This window comes from Sphingomonas flavescens, assembly GCF_030866745.1.
GTDB classification, from domain to species: domain Bacteria; phylum Pseudomonadota; class Alphaproteobacteria; order Sphingomonadales; family Sphingomonadaceae; genus Sphingomicrobium; species Sphingomicrobium flavescens.
The window spans coordinates 1,517,996-1,532,426 of the sequence record NZ_CP133016.1 but is presented as its reverse complement, the minus strand read 5'-3'; the positions used below and the strand labels follow the sequence as shown (position 1 = coordinate 1,532,426).

General features: G+C 64.2%; 13 protein-coding genes and 1 tRNA gene. 8 read left to right on the top strand and 6 right to left on the bottom strand.

The window, feature by feature from the left end; translation table 11 throughout:
* Window positions 1–22 precede the first annotated feature (22 nt).
* Together QU596_RS07875 and QU596_RS07870 are read right to left on the bottom strand one after the other, a co-directional pair.
* Window positions 23–2,680 (bottom strand): TonB-dependent receptor, encoded by a 2,658-nt coding sequence (locus QU596_RS07875; protein ID WP_308514719.1) that lies wholly within the window; start codon window positions 2,678–2,680, stop codon window positions 23–25.
* A 144-nt stretch (window positions 2,681–2,824) separates the two neighbouring features.
* The gene (locus QU596_RS07870) at window positions 2,825–3,463 is read right to left on the bottom strand and encodes a queuosine precursor transporter (RefSeq protein WP_308514717.1); all 639 of its coding nucleotides are present in this window, start codon (window positions 3,461–3,463) and stop codon (window positions 2,825–2,827) included.
* A gap of 77 nt (window positions 3,464–3,540) precedes the next feature.
* On the opposite strand from QU596_RS07870, the gene QU596_RS07865 reads away from it, so the two are divergent.
* Genes QU596_RS07865 through QU596_RS07850 form a run of 4 tightly spaced genes read left to right on the top strand, consistent with a single transcriptional unit; the run spans window position 3,541 to window position 7,386 of the window.
* A complete protein-coding gene (locus tag QU596_RS07865) occupies window positions 3,541–4,527 on the top strand; it encodes an adenosine kinase (protein ID WP_308514715.1) in 987 nt (328 codons plus the stop codon).
* 5 nt (window positions 4,528–4,532) lie between these two features.
* The gene (locus QU596_RS07860; protein WP_308517960.1) at window positions 4,533–5,102 is read left to right on the top strand and encodes an LOG family protein; all 570 of its coding nucleotides are present in this window, start codon (window positions 4,533–4,535) and stop codon (window positions 5,100–5,102) included.
* 41 nt (window positions 5,103–5,143) lie between these two features.
* Complete coding sequence (locus tag QU596_RS07855) at window positions 5,144–6,412, top strand: NupC/NupG family nucleoside CNT transporter (RefSeq protein ID WP_308514713.1); 1,269 nt, start codon at window positions 5,144–5,146, stop codon at window positions 6,410–6,412.
* Window positions 6,413–6,438: 26 nt separating this feature from the next.
* Window positions 6,439–7,386, top strand: a complete 948-nt coding sequence (locus tag QU596_RS07850) for an isopenicillin N synthase family dioxygenase (protein WP_308514711.1) — start codon at window positions 6,439–6,441, stop codon at window positions 7,384–7,386.
* Here the strand turns inward: QU596_RS07850 and QU596_RS07845 are convergent.
* On the bottom strand, window positions 7,373–7,654 hold the full coding sequence (locus tag QU596_RS07845; protein WP_308514710.1) for a PEPxxWA-CTERM sorting domain-containing protein: 282 nt from the start codon (window positions 7,652–7,654) through the stop codon (window positions 7,373–7,375). The two genes, QU596_RS07850 and QU596_RS07845, sit on opposite strands and share 14 nt — an antisense overlap.
* Before the next feature lie 483 nt (window positions 7,655–8,137).
* Here QU596_RS07845 and QU596_RS07840 point away from each other — a divergent pair, with 483 nt between their 5' ends.
* On the top strand, window positions 8,138–8,680 hold the full coding sequence (locus tag QU596_RS07840) for a hypothetical protein (RefSeq protein WP_308514708.1): 543 nt from the start codon (window positions 8,138–8,140) through the stop codon (window positions 8,678–8,680).
* Window positions 8,681–8,741: 61 nt separating this feature from the next.
* Here QU596_RS07840 and cdd read toward each other — a convergent pair whose 3' ends face one another.
* Window positions 8,742–9,152 carry a cytidine deaminase gene (gene cdd / locus QU596_RS07835; protein WP_308514706.1) on the bottom strand — a complete coding sequence of 137 codons (411 nt, stop codon included), beginning with the start codon at window positions 9,150–9,152 and terminating at the stop codon, window positions 8,742–8,744.
* A 67-nt stretch (window positions 9,153–9,219) separates the two neighbouring features.
* Between cdd and QU596_RS07830 the strand changes: the two genes are divergently transcribed.
* A complete protein-coding gene (locus QU596_RS07830) occupies window positions 9,220–10,056 on the top strand; it encodes a S1/P1 nuclease (protein ID WP_308514704.1) in 837 nt (278 codons plus the stop codon).
* Window positions 10,053–11,759 carry a bifunctional metallophosphatase/5'-nucleotidase gene (locus tag QU596_RS07825; protein WP_308514703.1) on the top strand — a complete coding sequence of 569 codons (1,707 nt, stop codon included), beginning with the start codon at window positions 10,053–10,055 and terminating at the stop codon, window positions 11,757–11,759. The genes QU596_RS07830 and QU596_RS07825 overlap by 4 nt, the downstream gene beginning before the upstream one ends.
* Here QU596_RS07825 and QU596_RS07820 read toward each other — a convergent pair.
* Together QU596_RS07820 and QU596_RS07815 are read right to left on the bottom strand one after the other, a co-directional pair.
* Window positions 11,756–13,207, bottom strand: coding sequence for an AMP nucleosidase (locus QU596_RS07820; RefSeq protein WP_308514702.1), 1,452 nt, complete (start codon window positions 13,205–13,207; stop codon window positions 11,756–11,758). The genes QU596_RS07825 and QU596_RS07820 overlap by 4 nt on opposite strands.
* An 88-nt stretch (window positions 13,208–13,295) precedes the next feature.
* Window positions 13,296–13,382, bottom strand: a tRNA-Leu gene (locus tag QU596_RS07815).
* A gap of 90 nt (window positions 13,383–13,472) precedes the next feature.
* On the opposite strand from QU596_RS07815, the gene QU596_RS07810 reads away from it, so the two are divergent.
* The gene (locus QU596_RS07810) at window positions 13,473–14,429 is read left to right on the top strand and encodes a complex I NDUFA9 subunit family protein (protein WP_308514701.1); all 957 of its coding nucleotides are present in this window, start codon (window positions 13,473–13,475) and stop codon (window positions 14,427–14,429) included.
* The last annotated feature ends 2 nt before the right edge of the window (window positions 14,430–14,431 follow it).

Genomic DNA, 14,431 nt, shown 5'->3' with positions numbered 1-14,431 from the left:
CGGAGTGTTCAAACGACGGGTTTTAGAAACGCAGGCTGAGCGTTCCCGAAACCGTCCGCGGCGCGCCGATCTGAACGAAGTTCGGGTTGCCGTAGTTGGCGCCGCTGAAGGCCTGATTCAGGCCGCCGCCGAAGCCGCCGACGTAGAACTTGTCGAACAGGTTGTAGACGTTGAGCTGGAAGTAGCTCTTCTCGAGGCCCGGGATCATCGTGAGCTTGACGCGCGCGTCGAGGTTGACGAGCCAGTAGGCAGGGGCCGTCGCCGGGAAGATTTCCACGACGTTCGTTCCACCAACGGCACCGCTGTAGGTCGGAACGTTCGTGTCGTAGATGTAGCGTGGACCCGTCCGCTTGGCGGTGACGCCCAGCTCGAACACCGAAAGTCGGCCTTGGGCAGACGCACCATACTGATACTTCGGTGCGCCAGACTCATAATTGCCCGCGGTGAAGGCGCAGCTGCGAATGATGTTCGCCTGCGTCGCACCGGCCGGGATGTTGTCGCAGTCGTTAACCTGCGTCGCGCCCGTGCCGAAGCGGCCGATCTGGATGTTGTCCTGAATCTTCGACCGGTTCCACGAACCGAACGCGTAGAGCGTCAGTTCCTTGATCGGCTCGTAAGCCACCGATCCATCGATACCCCACTTATTCACGCGGCCCAGGTTCCGGTAGACGGTCTGGTCGAGTTCCGGATCGTAGGCCGATGCCAGGCGGTTGTTGAACTTCGTGTACCAGCCGGAAAGCTGCGCCTGAATCTTCGAGGTCGAATAGCGGAGGCCGCCATCGAACGAGTCGGTCGTTTCCGGTCGCGGCTTCGCCTGATCCGTGCCTGCCGGGTAGTAGAAGGCGTTGTACAGGTTGTCCGTGCTCGGAACCGAGATGTTTTTCGTGTAGCTCGCGAAGGCCGAAAGGGCCGGCGTGAAGTTATACACAACGCCGAGGTCGGGCAGGAACTTCTTGTACTTTAGCACGCGGTGACCCGGAGGCGAGAAGCCGGTGACGGCACCCGTCGTCGCGTTAAACGTATACGGGTTGTTCGCGGCGATGATGGCGTCCAGCGCGCTGTTCGAACCGCTGCACTCGACGAAGCCGCTGGCCGACGAGGTGAAGCAATTGTTCTGCAGGTCGCGGGTGAAGAACGGCATGCTGGCCGCAACCTTCACGAACAGGTTGCCGAAGCGGCCGTTGTACTCGACTGCCGGCTTGTCCAGGATCGCGTAGGACTGGCGATCGCGCTTCTGGAGCAGGATTCCCGTCGGCGTCGACAGCGGGTCATTGACCGGGAAGACGTCAAACGGCTCGCCGTTCGACTGAAGCAGGCCGATCTGGCCGGTCTGGCGGTGGTTCGAATAATCGTGCGTATATGCCACGCGGACGCTCTGGTCCGGCGTGAACTGATACCGCAAGCCGGCCACGACTGCATAACGGCGGGTGCGCGTCTGGCTGGGCGCCAGGACGTTCACGATGTCGCGCGTATCGCCGTCACCGTTCAGGTCGACGCCGTTCAGGTAAGGCTTGCCGCCGAAGTAGCCGCCGACGCAGAGCACGCTCGAACTCGGAGCCGTGGTCGAGCAGTTGGCGCGGCCACCGGTCGGGTTGATGTCGTAAGCATATTCACGCGCATCGACCGTGCCGCCGCCGTTGGCCTTGGTGTACTGGAAGCTCGGATCGACTGTCAGCGTCAGCTTGTCGGTGAGCGTGAAGCGCGAGTTGCCGCGGAAGTTCGCGCTGTTCGACGGGTTGTAACGACGATCGAACTCGGTGCCGCAGGTGCTGGCCGCATCGGCCACGCCGCGCACGCCCGGCGCGATCTGGCACGGATAGTTGATCTTGTACTCGCGCTCGTCGTTGTTGCGCGGGAAGCGGTTGCCCGCGCCAGAACCGACGACGCGCGGGTCATCCCAACGCAGCGGCAGCGAACCGAAGAAGTTGTTGCGGTCTTCGTTGTAGCGGCCCGAAATGGCGACGAAGTCACCGTTGCTGCCGAGCGGCTGGTAGACCTTGCCGTTGAACTGCTGCCGGTCGAGCTTGCCGTAGTTGTTATACGGGTTGCGGTAGGTCGAGGTGCTGCCCGCGATATAGGCGCGCGTGCCCCACGGCGTGAATTCGCCGGTGTCGAGCAGGCCGAACACGCGACGATAATCGAAATCACCGATCGAGCTGTTCAGGATGAACCCCGGCTTGGTGCCCGGGTTGCGGCTGCGCTGGTTGATCGTGCCGCCGACGGCCGAAGCGGTCGGCGAGTCGACGTCGGTCGAGCCGAGGTTGACGTTGACCTGCTCCAGGATTTCCGGGTCGATCGAGAAGTTGGAGTAGATGTTGTAGTTGCCGCTGTCGTTCAGCTGGATGCCGTCGAGCGTGTAGCTGATGCGGGTCGAGTCGAAGCCGCGCATGGTCAGCGTGCCGCCGGCGTTACCGTAGGCGTCGTTGTTCTGGAAGCTGACGCCCGGAACGATGTTGATCGTGTCGAGCACGGTCTGGCCCGGGCCGCTGCGGCTGATCATCTCTTGAGTGACGACAGCTTTCGCCTTCGGTGCGTTCGGCGTCTGGATGCCGCCGACGTCTTTGGTGCGCGAGCCGGTGATGACGATCGTCGACTTTTCCGTCTCGATCGTACCGGTGGACTGGGCGAAAGCGCCCGACGACACGAGTGCCGTCGTGCAGAACAGCACGATTTTCTTCAAAGGAAATACTCCCCCGCAAACAGTTGCGAATCTGGTGGAAACCCCGGCGGGCTATTAGCGGATTGAGACGCGAATGTTACAGCCGCGGGGCTCGCGTTAACGATTCATCCGGAACCGTTGCATGAATGCCACTACGAGCAATTTTCAGCGCCGATCGAGGGATTTCCCCAGCGCGACGAATCCGTAGACGAGCGGTGGCACGAGCAGCGCGGAGAGAACGACCTTCGCCAGCATTTGCCCCAGCAGCAGCTCGCCGATCGGGAACACGCCATAGAAAGCGACCGTGATGAAGATCAGCGTGTCGACGACCTGGCTCAGCACGCTGGCGATGCCCGCGCGAAGCCACAGCAGGCCTGTGCCTTCCCGCGCCTTCAGTCGGCTGAAGATGGTGACGTTGAGGAACGTGGAAATGCCGTAGGCGAGAATGCCGCCAAGCCAGATGCGCGGCGTTCCGCCCATCACGGTTTCGAATGCCGAAAGGCGCGCCGGATCCATCTGCGGCGAGGCGGGCAGCGCGAGTACAACGAGGCTCAAAAACAGCGAGATGATCAGCGGGACGAAGCCGATGAGCACCAGCCGATTCGCGGTGTCACGCCCGTGCAGTTCGGCGACCGAGCTCGACGTGACGACCAGCAGCAGGAAAGCAAAGATGCCGGCTTCCACGGCAAGCGGTCCGAGCCCGACCTGCTTGTTGCCGAGCACGCCGGCGATGCAGACCATGCCGCCGTAGAAGATCGACAAGGCGAAAAGGGACGGCGGGATTGCGCGCGGCTGATCGTTCATGCGCGATGCGTAGCGTCTTTGCGTATCGGTGCAACCGCCGTTGACCGGGCATCCCCCGCGCGGCTAGCGCGCGCACCGTGACTTCCGACAGCCTCGACATTGTGGCGATCGGCGATGCGATCGTCGACGTCATCGCAACCACTGACGATGCCTTCATCGAGCGACACGGGCTGCCGCGCGGCGGCATGCAGTTGCTCGATGCGGAGCAAGCCGACGCTTTGTACGCGGCAATGGGTCCTGCGCGGGAGATTAGTGGCGGCTCCGCGGCGAACAGTATGGCCGGCGCGGCGGCGCTAGGGCTGAACGCGGCGTTTGTCGGACAGGTCGCCGACGACCAGCTCGGGGCGATCTTCGCGCACGACATGCGTTCACTCGGCGTGTGGTTCGAAACGCCCGCGATTGCCTCGCCGCCGCCGACCGGACGCTGCCTGATCCTCGTCACGCCCGATGCGCAACGGACCATGAACACCTGCCCTGGTGCCAGCCATGAGCTGACGCCAGCCGCGCTCGATGCGGAGTTGATCCGTTCTGCCAGTGTGACCTTCCTCGAAGGCTATTTGTGGGGGCCGGAGCGGCCGCGCGCCGCGATGCTGGAAGCGGCGAAGATTGCGCATTCCGCCGGGCGCACCGTCGCGTTCACGCTCTCCGAAAGCCTGTGCCTCGGGAATCGCCGCTCGGGCGTGATGAGCATGATCGACGCGGGAACGATCGACCTGTTGTTCGGCAACGAGGACGAGGTGCGGCACCTGACCGGCTGCGGGACGCTGGGCGAATGCCTCGCCCAACTGTCGACCAAGGTTGCCACGTTGGTCATCACGCGCGGTGCCGATGGTGCGATTGCCAGATCCGCCAATGAAACGGTCGAAGTCTCCGCCCCGCGCGTCCAGCGCGTCGTCGATACCACCGGCGCGGGCGACCTTTTTGCGGCGGGCTTCCTCGCTGCGCGCTGTCGCGGACGGCCGCTGAAAGCCTGCCTCGAAACCGGCGGCATCGCAGCAGCCGAAGTCATCTCCCACTTCGGCGCGCGTCCCGAGGCGAACATCAAGGAGCTTGCAGGCCTGTGAAGCATGTGAAGCGTCTTGCGGTTTATTGCGGCTCCGCTTCTGGGTCGCGCCCAGAGTTTGCGGAAGCGACCCGGGCAACCGCGGCGGCGATGCTCGGCCGCGGCGTCGATCTCGTTTACGGCGGCGGCCGTCTCGGCCTGATGGGCTTGATCGCCGATAATGTGCTGGCGGGCGGCGGCAAGGTGTTCGGCGTCATCCCGCGCGCGCTGGTCAATCTCGAAGTCGCGCACGAAGGCGTGACCGAGCTCCACACCGTCGACACGATGCACGAGCGCAAGGCGAAGATGACCGATCTCGCCGATGCGTTTCTCGCCATGCCGGGCGGCGTAGGCACGCTCGACGAATTGTTCGAAGCGTGGAGCTGGAACGCGCTCGGCTATCACGCCAAGCCCTTCTGCCTGCTCAACGTCGACGGCTTCTGGAACGGCATGATCGCTTTCATCGACCATGCGACGGAAAGCGGGTTCCTGTCCACGCAACGCCGCAGCCAGCTGCTGGTCGCCGCGAGTCCCGAGGAAGCGCTGGAAAAACTGGACGAAGCCGCCGCAGCCGCTACCCAAGGTATGGTCTGGTAGTTGGGCATGGTCTGGTAAGAAGCGCGGGGGAGGCGCTTTTCATGAATCAAAAGCTGCTCGGGATCGTCGGGATCCTGGTGATCCTTGGCATCGCCTTTGCGCTGTCGACCAACCGCCGCGCGATCCGCTTGCGGGTTGTCGGCGCCGCCTTCGCGCTGCAGGCCGCGATCGCGTTCCTGGTGCTCTACACCAGCGGCGGCCGGGCGGTGATTCAGACTCTTTCAACTGGCGTCGGCAATCTCCTCGGCTACGCCAACAAAGGCACCGAATTCCTGTTTGGCCCGAGCGACGCCAACCCGCTGGCGCACACCTTCGCCATTGCCGCGCTGCCGGTAATCATCTTCTTCGCCAGCCTCGTCGCCATCCTTTATTATCTCGGGATCATGCAGCGCATCGTCCGCTGGGTCGGTGGGGCGATCGGCTGGGTGACGGGAATCAGCCGCGTCGAATCGCTGTCGGCCGCGGCCAATATTTTCGTCGGCCAGTCGGAATCACCGCTGGTCGTGCGGCCGTATCTCGCCGCGCTGCCGCCGTCCCGGCTGTTCACCGTGATGTGCGTCGGCATGGCCGGCGTTGCGGGCACCATCCTCGCCGCCTATGCCAGTCTGCTCGGTCAGCAATATCTTCCCTATCTGCTCGCGGCGTCGTTCATGTCCGCTCCCGGCGGCATTCTGATGGCCAAGATGATCATGCCGGACGACGTCGCCGCACCGGGTGAACTGCCGTTGGACGGCGGCGTCAGCGAAGACGAACAGGTCGATGTAGCGGAGACGTTTGAAGAGGGTGAGCGACCGGCCAACCTCATCATGGCCGCGGCGCAAGGTGCCCAGACCGGCGTCAAGCTGGCGGTCGCGGTCGGCGCGATGGTGCTCGCATTCGTGGCGCTTGTGGCGCTCGCCAACGGTCTGCTCGGCGGACTCGGCAACGTGGTCGGCGTCCCCGACCTGAGCTTCCAGCGCATAATCGGCTACGTCTTCGCACCCGTCATGTATTTGATCGGCGTGCCTTGGAACGAGGCGGGCACCGCCGGCGGCCTTTTCGGCACTAAGCTGGTGCTCAACGAATTCGTCGCCTTCATCGACCTCGGCCAGATGGGCCCGGCCGTGCTCAGCGACCGCAGCCGCGCGATCGTCACCTTCGCGCTGTGCGGCTTCGCCAACTTCAGTTCGATCGCGATCCAGATGGCGGTGACCGGCAGCCTCGCGCCCAATCAGCGTCCGGTGATCGCCAAGCTCGGCATCCGCGCCCTTCTCGCCGGCAGCCTCGCCAACCTGATGAGCGCGGCGCTCGCCTCGCTGATGCTGCCCTGATCTCAAACCTCTGCTAAGATACGAACATGGCTACGATTTCTGCTGACAATATCGCGTCCGTTTCCCTCAAGGATGCGGACCGGGATCCCGACGGTTTCGCGCAAAAGCTGGGCCGCAGCTTCGAGGAGTATGGCTTCGCGATTGTCGCCGATCACGGCATTTCCGATGAACTGATCCAACGCGCCGAAGCCAAGGCCAAGGAATTCTTCGCGTTACCGGAGGACGTGAAGCGCAAGTATCTGGTGCCCGGCAGCGGCGGTGCCCGTGGATACACGCCATTCGGCATCGAAACCGCCAAGGGCCACAAGGCGCACGACCTCAAGGAATTTTGGCACGTCGGCCGCGACCTGCCGCAAGGCCACCGCTTCCGCAACCACATGCCCGACAATCTCTGGCCGTCCGAGGTGGCAGGGTTCAAGGAAACATTCCAGGAGCTGTTCGCGACCTTCGACCGCAGCGGCCTGAAGGTTCTCAAGGCCATCGCGCGCTACCTCAGGATCGACGAGAACTATTTCGAGGACGCGGTGCACGAGGGCAATTCGGTTCTCCGCGCGCTCCACTACCCGCCGCAGAGCGAGCCGACCGGCGAACACATCCGCGCCGGCGCGCACGAGGATATCAACGCCATCACGCTGCTGCTTGGCGCCGAAGAAGCGGGGCTGGAACTGCAGACGCGCGACGGCCGCTGGATCCCCGTTTCACCCCGGCCGGGCGAGATCGTCATCAATATCGGCGACATGCTCCAGCGGCTGACCAACGGCCGCCTCCGCTCGACGCCGCACCGCGTTGTTAATCCGACACCCGACCGCGCGAGCAAGGCGCGCTACTCGATGCCCTTCTTCCTGCACTTCCGGTCGGATTTCCTGATCGAAGCGCTGCCGGAGACAGTGCCGGCGGGCGAGCAGCCGAAGTGGCCGCCCATCACCGCCAACGACTATCTCCAGGAGCGCCTGCGGGAGATCAAGCTGGTCTGAGCGCAGGCGCCTGGCGGCGACGGATCGTCAGGCCGATCCCGGCGAAGCCAAGCAGCATCATCGCCCAGGTTGCCGGTTCCGGCACGGCGCGGAAGTTCAGCGTGATGGTCGCCGGCGGTCCCCTGCTGAGATCGGCCGTGCCGGTGCCGATGAAGCTGCCTGTCGCGCCGAGGAACTGGCCGGTTCCCGAAGTGATCAGGTAGTTGAAGAGTAGGTTGGAGATGGGCGTCCCAGTCACCGATACGGTCCCGTCCAGAGTACCCTGCAATGCGCCGCCGCCGGTCACGATCTCAAACGTACCTTGAACGGGCCCGCCAGCGGAGCCTGACGTACAAACTGAGTGACTATAGGTGATCGCTCCGAAATTCGACGTACCTGGTGCATTGGTAATGCTTCCCCTGAAAGGGATGGCGCCGCACGTCCCAGCACTGGGCGCCGTGATGCCGGGACCGGCCGTGGACCCGGAAAAATTGATGATGTCGGCATTAGCTGCCGAGGGTTGCGATAGAGCGGCTGCAAGCGCCACTGCCATGACTGGTATGCGATACATATTCGCCTCCTGTTTCGGGAGACAGCGGAGTACGTGAGCGGCCATTCCGACCGAATGATGGACGCCTGATGGTTTGCCGATGAACTTCGGACGGCGGCTTTTACTAAGGACTTCGCGCTAGGTCCGACTGGACGCCGAAACGATTTGAACGAACGTCTGCGCACCCTCGTTAAGGCTGCTCCCAGTTTAACGGAGACAATCATGACCAGCGTAATTTCGGCCGTGTTCGATAGTGAGAATGACGCGCATCGCGCAGTGGAGGACCTGAGGGCGGCGGGCGCCAGCGACGATGGCCTCTCCCTGATCGGACGTCACGGCGAGCGTGATGTTTCCTCGGATGACGGCGACGGCAATGACGGAAACGTTGCTCGCGGTCTCATCGGCGGCGGTGCTTTGGGCGCTGGCCTCGGCGTTGCCGCCTTGGCAATTCCGGGCGTCGGACCGCTGGCGGCAGCGGGCGCTATCGCTGCGTCGGCTATACCCAGCGCGCTTGGTATCGGCGCCGCAGCTGGCGCCGCAGCAGGCACGCTCAAGGAAATGTTCCAGAAGCACGGCGTCAGCGATGAAGACGCGAGCTATTACGACGAGCGCGTGAGCTCGGGCGGCACGTTCGTCTCGGTCGACCCGAACCGATCGGGTATCGACTCCGAAGAGGCGCGTGAAATTCTTCGTCGATCAGGTGGCCACAGTGCGTCGGCCGGAGGCCAGTCACGGTTAGCGGGTCAAACCGAGTCCACGCTCTAAGCAGCGATTGCTGCCAAGCAGGCAAGCGTGTCGGCCCGGGCTGACACGCTCGCTTTTTCCGTCAGAGGTTCTGCGGCCCGAATCCAAAGGGAATGAGCTCGCCGATCCGGTGCCGCTCCACCGCCGAACCGTCACCGCTCGAACAGATGATCTCGACGTCGCGACCGCTTAGGTGAGCTGCCTCTAAGATCGCCTGACGGCAACCGCCACATGGCGTGCAAACCGTGGCATCGGTACCGCCGACGACGGCGATCCGCGCTACCTTGTCGAGGCCGAACTGATGCTGCGCCGCCGTGAGTGCGCTCTGTTCCGCGCATAGGCCGAGCCGGTAACAGGCATTCTCCATGTTTGCGCCGGTAACCACTTCGCCGTCGACCGATTCGATCGCGCAGCCGACTTGGAAATTGGAATAGGGTGCGTAGGCCTTGGCAGCCGCCGCGCGCGCCTGCCCCAGCAATTGTTCATCCGTCATGCTCTTGTCCTTAAGCGCCGCCACGGGGCATGCGCCAGCCATGCCGAACGATAAGGTGCCGAGTCGAATGCGTTTCCTTGCTCTTTCCGCGCTGCTTGCCGCGGCTGTTGTTCCAACGCCTGCTTTAGCGTGGGGTAAGACCGGCCACCGCGTGGTCGCCGCGATCGCGGACACCCAGCTCAGCGGACTTGCCCGAGCGAACGTGGAGAAGATCCTCGGCCCCGGCGAGACACTCGACGAGGCCGCCAACTGGCCTGACGAGATGCGCTCGGCGCCGGGACAGTTCTGGCAGAAGACTTCGACGCCGTGGCACTACGTGACGCTCAACGGCATCATCTACGACCATGCGCCGCCCGAAGGCGATGCGCTGGAAGCGCTGGCGAAGTTCAGCAAGACGCTGCGCAATCCCAACGCCAGCCAGTCCGACAAGCAAATGGCGCTGCGCTTCATCGTCCATCTGGTCGGCGATCTTCACCAGCCGCTTCACAACGGCAAATGCTGCGACAAGGGCGGCAACGACGTGAAAGTGTCCTGGTTCGGCAAGCCAACCAACCTCCACGCCGTATGGGACTCGCAGCTGGTCGATGAGGAGCAGCTTTCGTTCACCGAGCTGGCGGCGAAGCTGGAGCGGCACATCTCGAATGACGAAGTGATCAAGTGGTGGGATATCAATCCGCGCGATTGGACGAGCGAGAGCGCCGAAATCCGTGACACGCTTTACCCCGGACCGGCCAAGCCGAAGCCCGGACAAAAGGTGAAGAAGGGTGAGAAGCCGCTGCCGGAATTATCCTACTCGTACGTCTATAAGTTTACGCCTTTGATGGAGCAGCGCCTGAGCCAGGGTGGCGTGCGTCTGGCTGCCTATCTGAACGCGCTGTTCGCCCAGCCGCCGGTGACTGAATGATCCGTCGCGGCGCCGCGGCGCTTGCCGCGCTATTGCTGTCGGCCTGCGCTGGTCAGATCGCGTCGCCGGTCGCTACGAAGGCGCCGGTTGCGGCCGCTCCCATTGAGGTTCAAATCCTCGCCTTCAACGACTTCCACGGCAATCTCGAAACCCCGCCGCCCTTCGACATCGTCGAGCCGGACGGGAGCAAGCGCCAGGTCGTCAGCGGCGGCGCAGCTCATCTCGCGGCGGCGCTCACTGGTCTGCGTACCGGGCACGCGAACACCGTCACGGTGTCGGCCGGCGACACGATCGGCGCATCGCCGCTGATCTCGGCGAACTACCTCGACGAGCCGACCATCGCCGCGATGAACTTGCTCGGCCTCGAGTTCAATTCCGTGGGGAACCACGAATTCGATCGTGGCAGCGACGAGCTGAAGCGCATGCAATCCGGCGGCTGCGCCAAATACACGCGCCGTATTCCGTGCGCGGTCGAACCCTTCGCCGGCGCCCGCTTCCACTACCTCGCCGCCAACGTGGTGCAGGCCGATGGCTCGACGATCTTTCCATCGACGGGTTTGAAGCGCTTCGAGACGCCTGCCGGCCCGATCACCATCGGCTTCATCGGCATGACGCTGAAAGGGACTGGCAATCTCGTGACGCCGTCGGGCGTCCGCGGGCTCACCTTCCAGGACGAAGCTGAAACCGCCAATGCGCTCGTCCCCAAACTCAGGGCAGAAGGCGCGGACACTATCGTCCTCCTGATCCACCAGGGCGGCAAGCTTCCGACCTTCACCAGCGGTGACGGCTGCGAAGGCTTGTACGGCGAGATCCTGCCGATCCTGCCCAAACTGGACCCCGCGATTGCGACGGTCGTTTCTGGCCACACGCACTGGGCCTACGTCTGCCGCGGGACGCCGCAGGTAGGCGCGGGCCGGCTGATGACCAGCGCGGGCAAATACGGTTATTTCGTCACCGACCTTCGGCTTAACTTCGACCCCGCCACGCATCGTCTGGTTGCCCAGGACGCGAAGAATATCATCGTGGGCAATGGCGATCGTGGCGAGGATGCAGGTGAGAAAGTGCTGGTTGGCCGCTACGCCGCCGCCGTCAAACCCCTCGCCGATCGGGTCGTCGGCAAGCTGACCGCTCCGGCGCCCCGCGATGAGCGCGATGGCGAAAGTCCGGCTGCGGACATGATCGCCGATTCGATGCTTGGCGCCACGCGGTCGAACGCAATGGGTGGCGCACAGATTGCGTTGGTCAATGCGACCGGGGTGCGCATCGGCATGCCCGCCGGAGACATTCGCTATGGGCAAGCCTTTCAGATGATGCCGTTCGGGAACAACCTCGTCGTGATGACGCTGACCGGCGCGCAGCTGAAGACGGTGATCGAGCAGCAATACAAGGACGTCGACCTTGCCAAGTCGAGCCGGGTGGCGGTCCTCGCCCCCAGCGCCGGCTTCACCTACGCCTACGACCTCGCGCGCCCGGCGATGGACCGCATCCGGGACATGCGTCTCAACGGGAAGCCGATTGCGCCAACCGGCCGCTACCGTATCGTGGTGAATAACTACCTTGCCTCGGGCGGCGACGGCCTGACGGGCTTCACCGCCGGGACGGATGTCACGGACAAGGGCATTGTCGACCTGGACGCCTATGTCGACTGGATCGCTCCCGGCCGGACGCCGCCGCTGCCCAATCGCACCCGCGCGATCCGCTAGCGCAGCGGCGGTTCGTCGAAGCTGCGCAGCTTGCGGCTGTGTAGGCCTTCGCCTTCTTTCTGAAGCAGGTTCAGCGCCTCGATCCCGATCCTAAGGTGCTGGCTGATCGCGCGCTCGTAAAAGGCGTTTGCCTGGCCCGGGAGTTTCAGCTCGCCGTGCAGCGGCTTGTCGGAGACGCAAAGCAACGTCCCATAGGGCACTCGGAAGCGATACCCCTGCGCCGCGACCGTCGCCGATTCCATGTCGATGCCGACCGCCCGGCTCTGGTTGAACCGCAGCGCCGAGGCGGCATAGCGCAACTCCCAGTTGCGGTCGTCCGTGGTGACGACCGTGCCAGTGCGAAGCCGCTTCTTGACGCTGTCCTCGTCTTCCCCGGTGATGGTCGTGGTCGCGTCGAACAGGGCGTTCTGGACCTCGGCGATCGCCGGCAACGGAATTTCGGGCGGAAGCATTTCGTCCAGCACATGGTCGTCGCGAAGATAGGCGTGCGCGAGCACGTAATCGCCAATCGTCTGGCTCGGCCGCAAGCCGCCGCAGTGGCCGATCATCAGCCATACTTCGGGCCGCAGCACGGCGACGTGATCGCAGGCCGTCTTCGCGTTGGACGGACCCACGCCGATGTTGACCAGGGTGATGCCGGTCCGGTCCCCGGTCATCAAATGATAGGCCGGCATCTGATGCCGACGCCATTGACCCGCGGCGATCTGCGCCTCGGCGTTGGTCAGCTCGCCGGGCTCGTAGACAGCGCCGGGGACGGACAGGCCGGTGAAACGGCTATCCTTGCGCCGAAGGCTGTCGATCGCGACGCCGACGAACTCATCGACGTAGCGGACATAGTTGGTGAACAGCACGAACTGCTGGAAATGCTCGGCGGGGGTGCCCGTATAGTGCCGGAGGCGCGCGAGGCTGAAGTCGGTGCGCGGACCGTCGAACAGGGCGAGCGGCCGGGGAGCGTCGGGAGCGCTTATCCACGTTCCGTCCGCGATCTCGTCGCCCAGGTGGACTAGCTCGTTCGACGGGAAGAAGCGTGAGAGCTCGGCCGTCCCGATGTCACCGACGTGAATCCCGCTATTCTCGATAACGTACGCATACGGAATCTCGCTCGCCGAATGACCCACCGACACGTGGACGTCATAATCGCGGCTGAGGTGATCGAGTTGTTCGACCAGGTAGCCACGGAACAGTTCGGGCCGCGCGATGCTGGTCGTGTACGTCCCCGCCTGATTGAGCCGCGCGAAGGCGCGTGGAATGGGCGCGGCGGGCGCCTTGCCCGAATATTCCACCCGCAACTCAGGGTAGGAAAACGCACCTTCCTTCCGCGACTGGGAATCGGGCGGCGTACCGTCCTCGACGTAGCGCGCGAGGGCCTGACGGAGATTGGCGACGGACTGATCGTAAATGGCCGTCAGCTGGTCGACGACATCGTGGGAATTCAACCTGGATTTCATGGCCCGCACTAATCGTGCCGGGCGCACTCGCGCAAGTATCGGGAAATTGCCCGCGTCGGACGGCCTCCGGACATCTTTCCGGCGGCGATGGTGCCCAGGAGAGGACTCGAACCTCCACGCCCTTGCGAGCGCCAGCACCTGAAGCTGGTGCGTCTACCAATTCCGCCACCTGGGCACGGGAACCGAACTATGTGGTAGGCCGGCGCGCTTAGAGGGGCGCGGCGCGCCTTGTCAACGCCGGTTCGCACGGGCAAAGCGCCCGGCCATGGTCGACCGTTCGGAAACTCTCGTAACCGTGTTCGGAGGCGGTGGCTTCATCGGCCGCTACGTCTGCGAATATCTGCTGAAGAATGGCGCCCGGGTGCGCATTGCCCAGCGCAATCCGCGCGCGGCCTACACCATCCAGCCGCTCGGACAGGTCGGTCAGGTCGGGTACGAACGGGCCGACATCACGAAGCCGGCGAGCGTTGCGCACGCCCTGCGCGGCGCGACCGCGGCGATCAACCTGTGCGGCGTGTTCGGCAAGAACATGCGCAGCGTGCATGTCGACGGCGCTGCGAATGTTGCCAAAGCGGCCAGCGCAGCGGGGTGCCGGTCGCTCGTGCAGATCTCCGCCATTGGCGCCGACCCGAACGGCGAAGCATATTATGCGCGCACCAAGGGCGAAGGCGAAGCCGCGGTCCGCAAGGCGTTTGAGCGCGCGACCGTCGTCCGCCCATCGCTGGTCTTCGGACCGGAAGACAATCTCACCAACCGGTTCGCCGGCATGGCGCAGCTGCCGGTGCTCCCCGTCCTCGCGCCGGGCAGCAAGTTCCAACCCGTCTACGTCCGCGATCTCGGGCAAGCGATCGCCATGGCCGCGCTCGATCCGCAGCGCTTCGGCGGCCAGACCTTCGAAATCGGCGGGCCACAGATGATGACGATGCTCGAATTGCAACGTGCCATTCTGGAAATGACCGAGCAGAACCCCGAGGTCGCGGTCCTGCCGAACATCGCCGGGACGATCCTGTCAAAGCTCGGCTTCCTGCCCGGTGCGCCGCTGACGGCCGACCAGTGGATCATGCTTCAGCAGGGCAGCGTGCCCAGCGGTAGACTGCCCGGCCTCGAGGCCTTTGGCATCCAGCCGACGCCGCTCGCCGCCGTCGGCTACGAATGGCTCGGCCGCTACCACAAGGGCGGGAAATTCGCCGGGCGCCGGATTAACTTGACCGCGACCAACTGAGC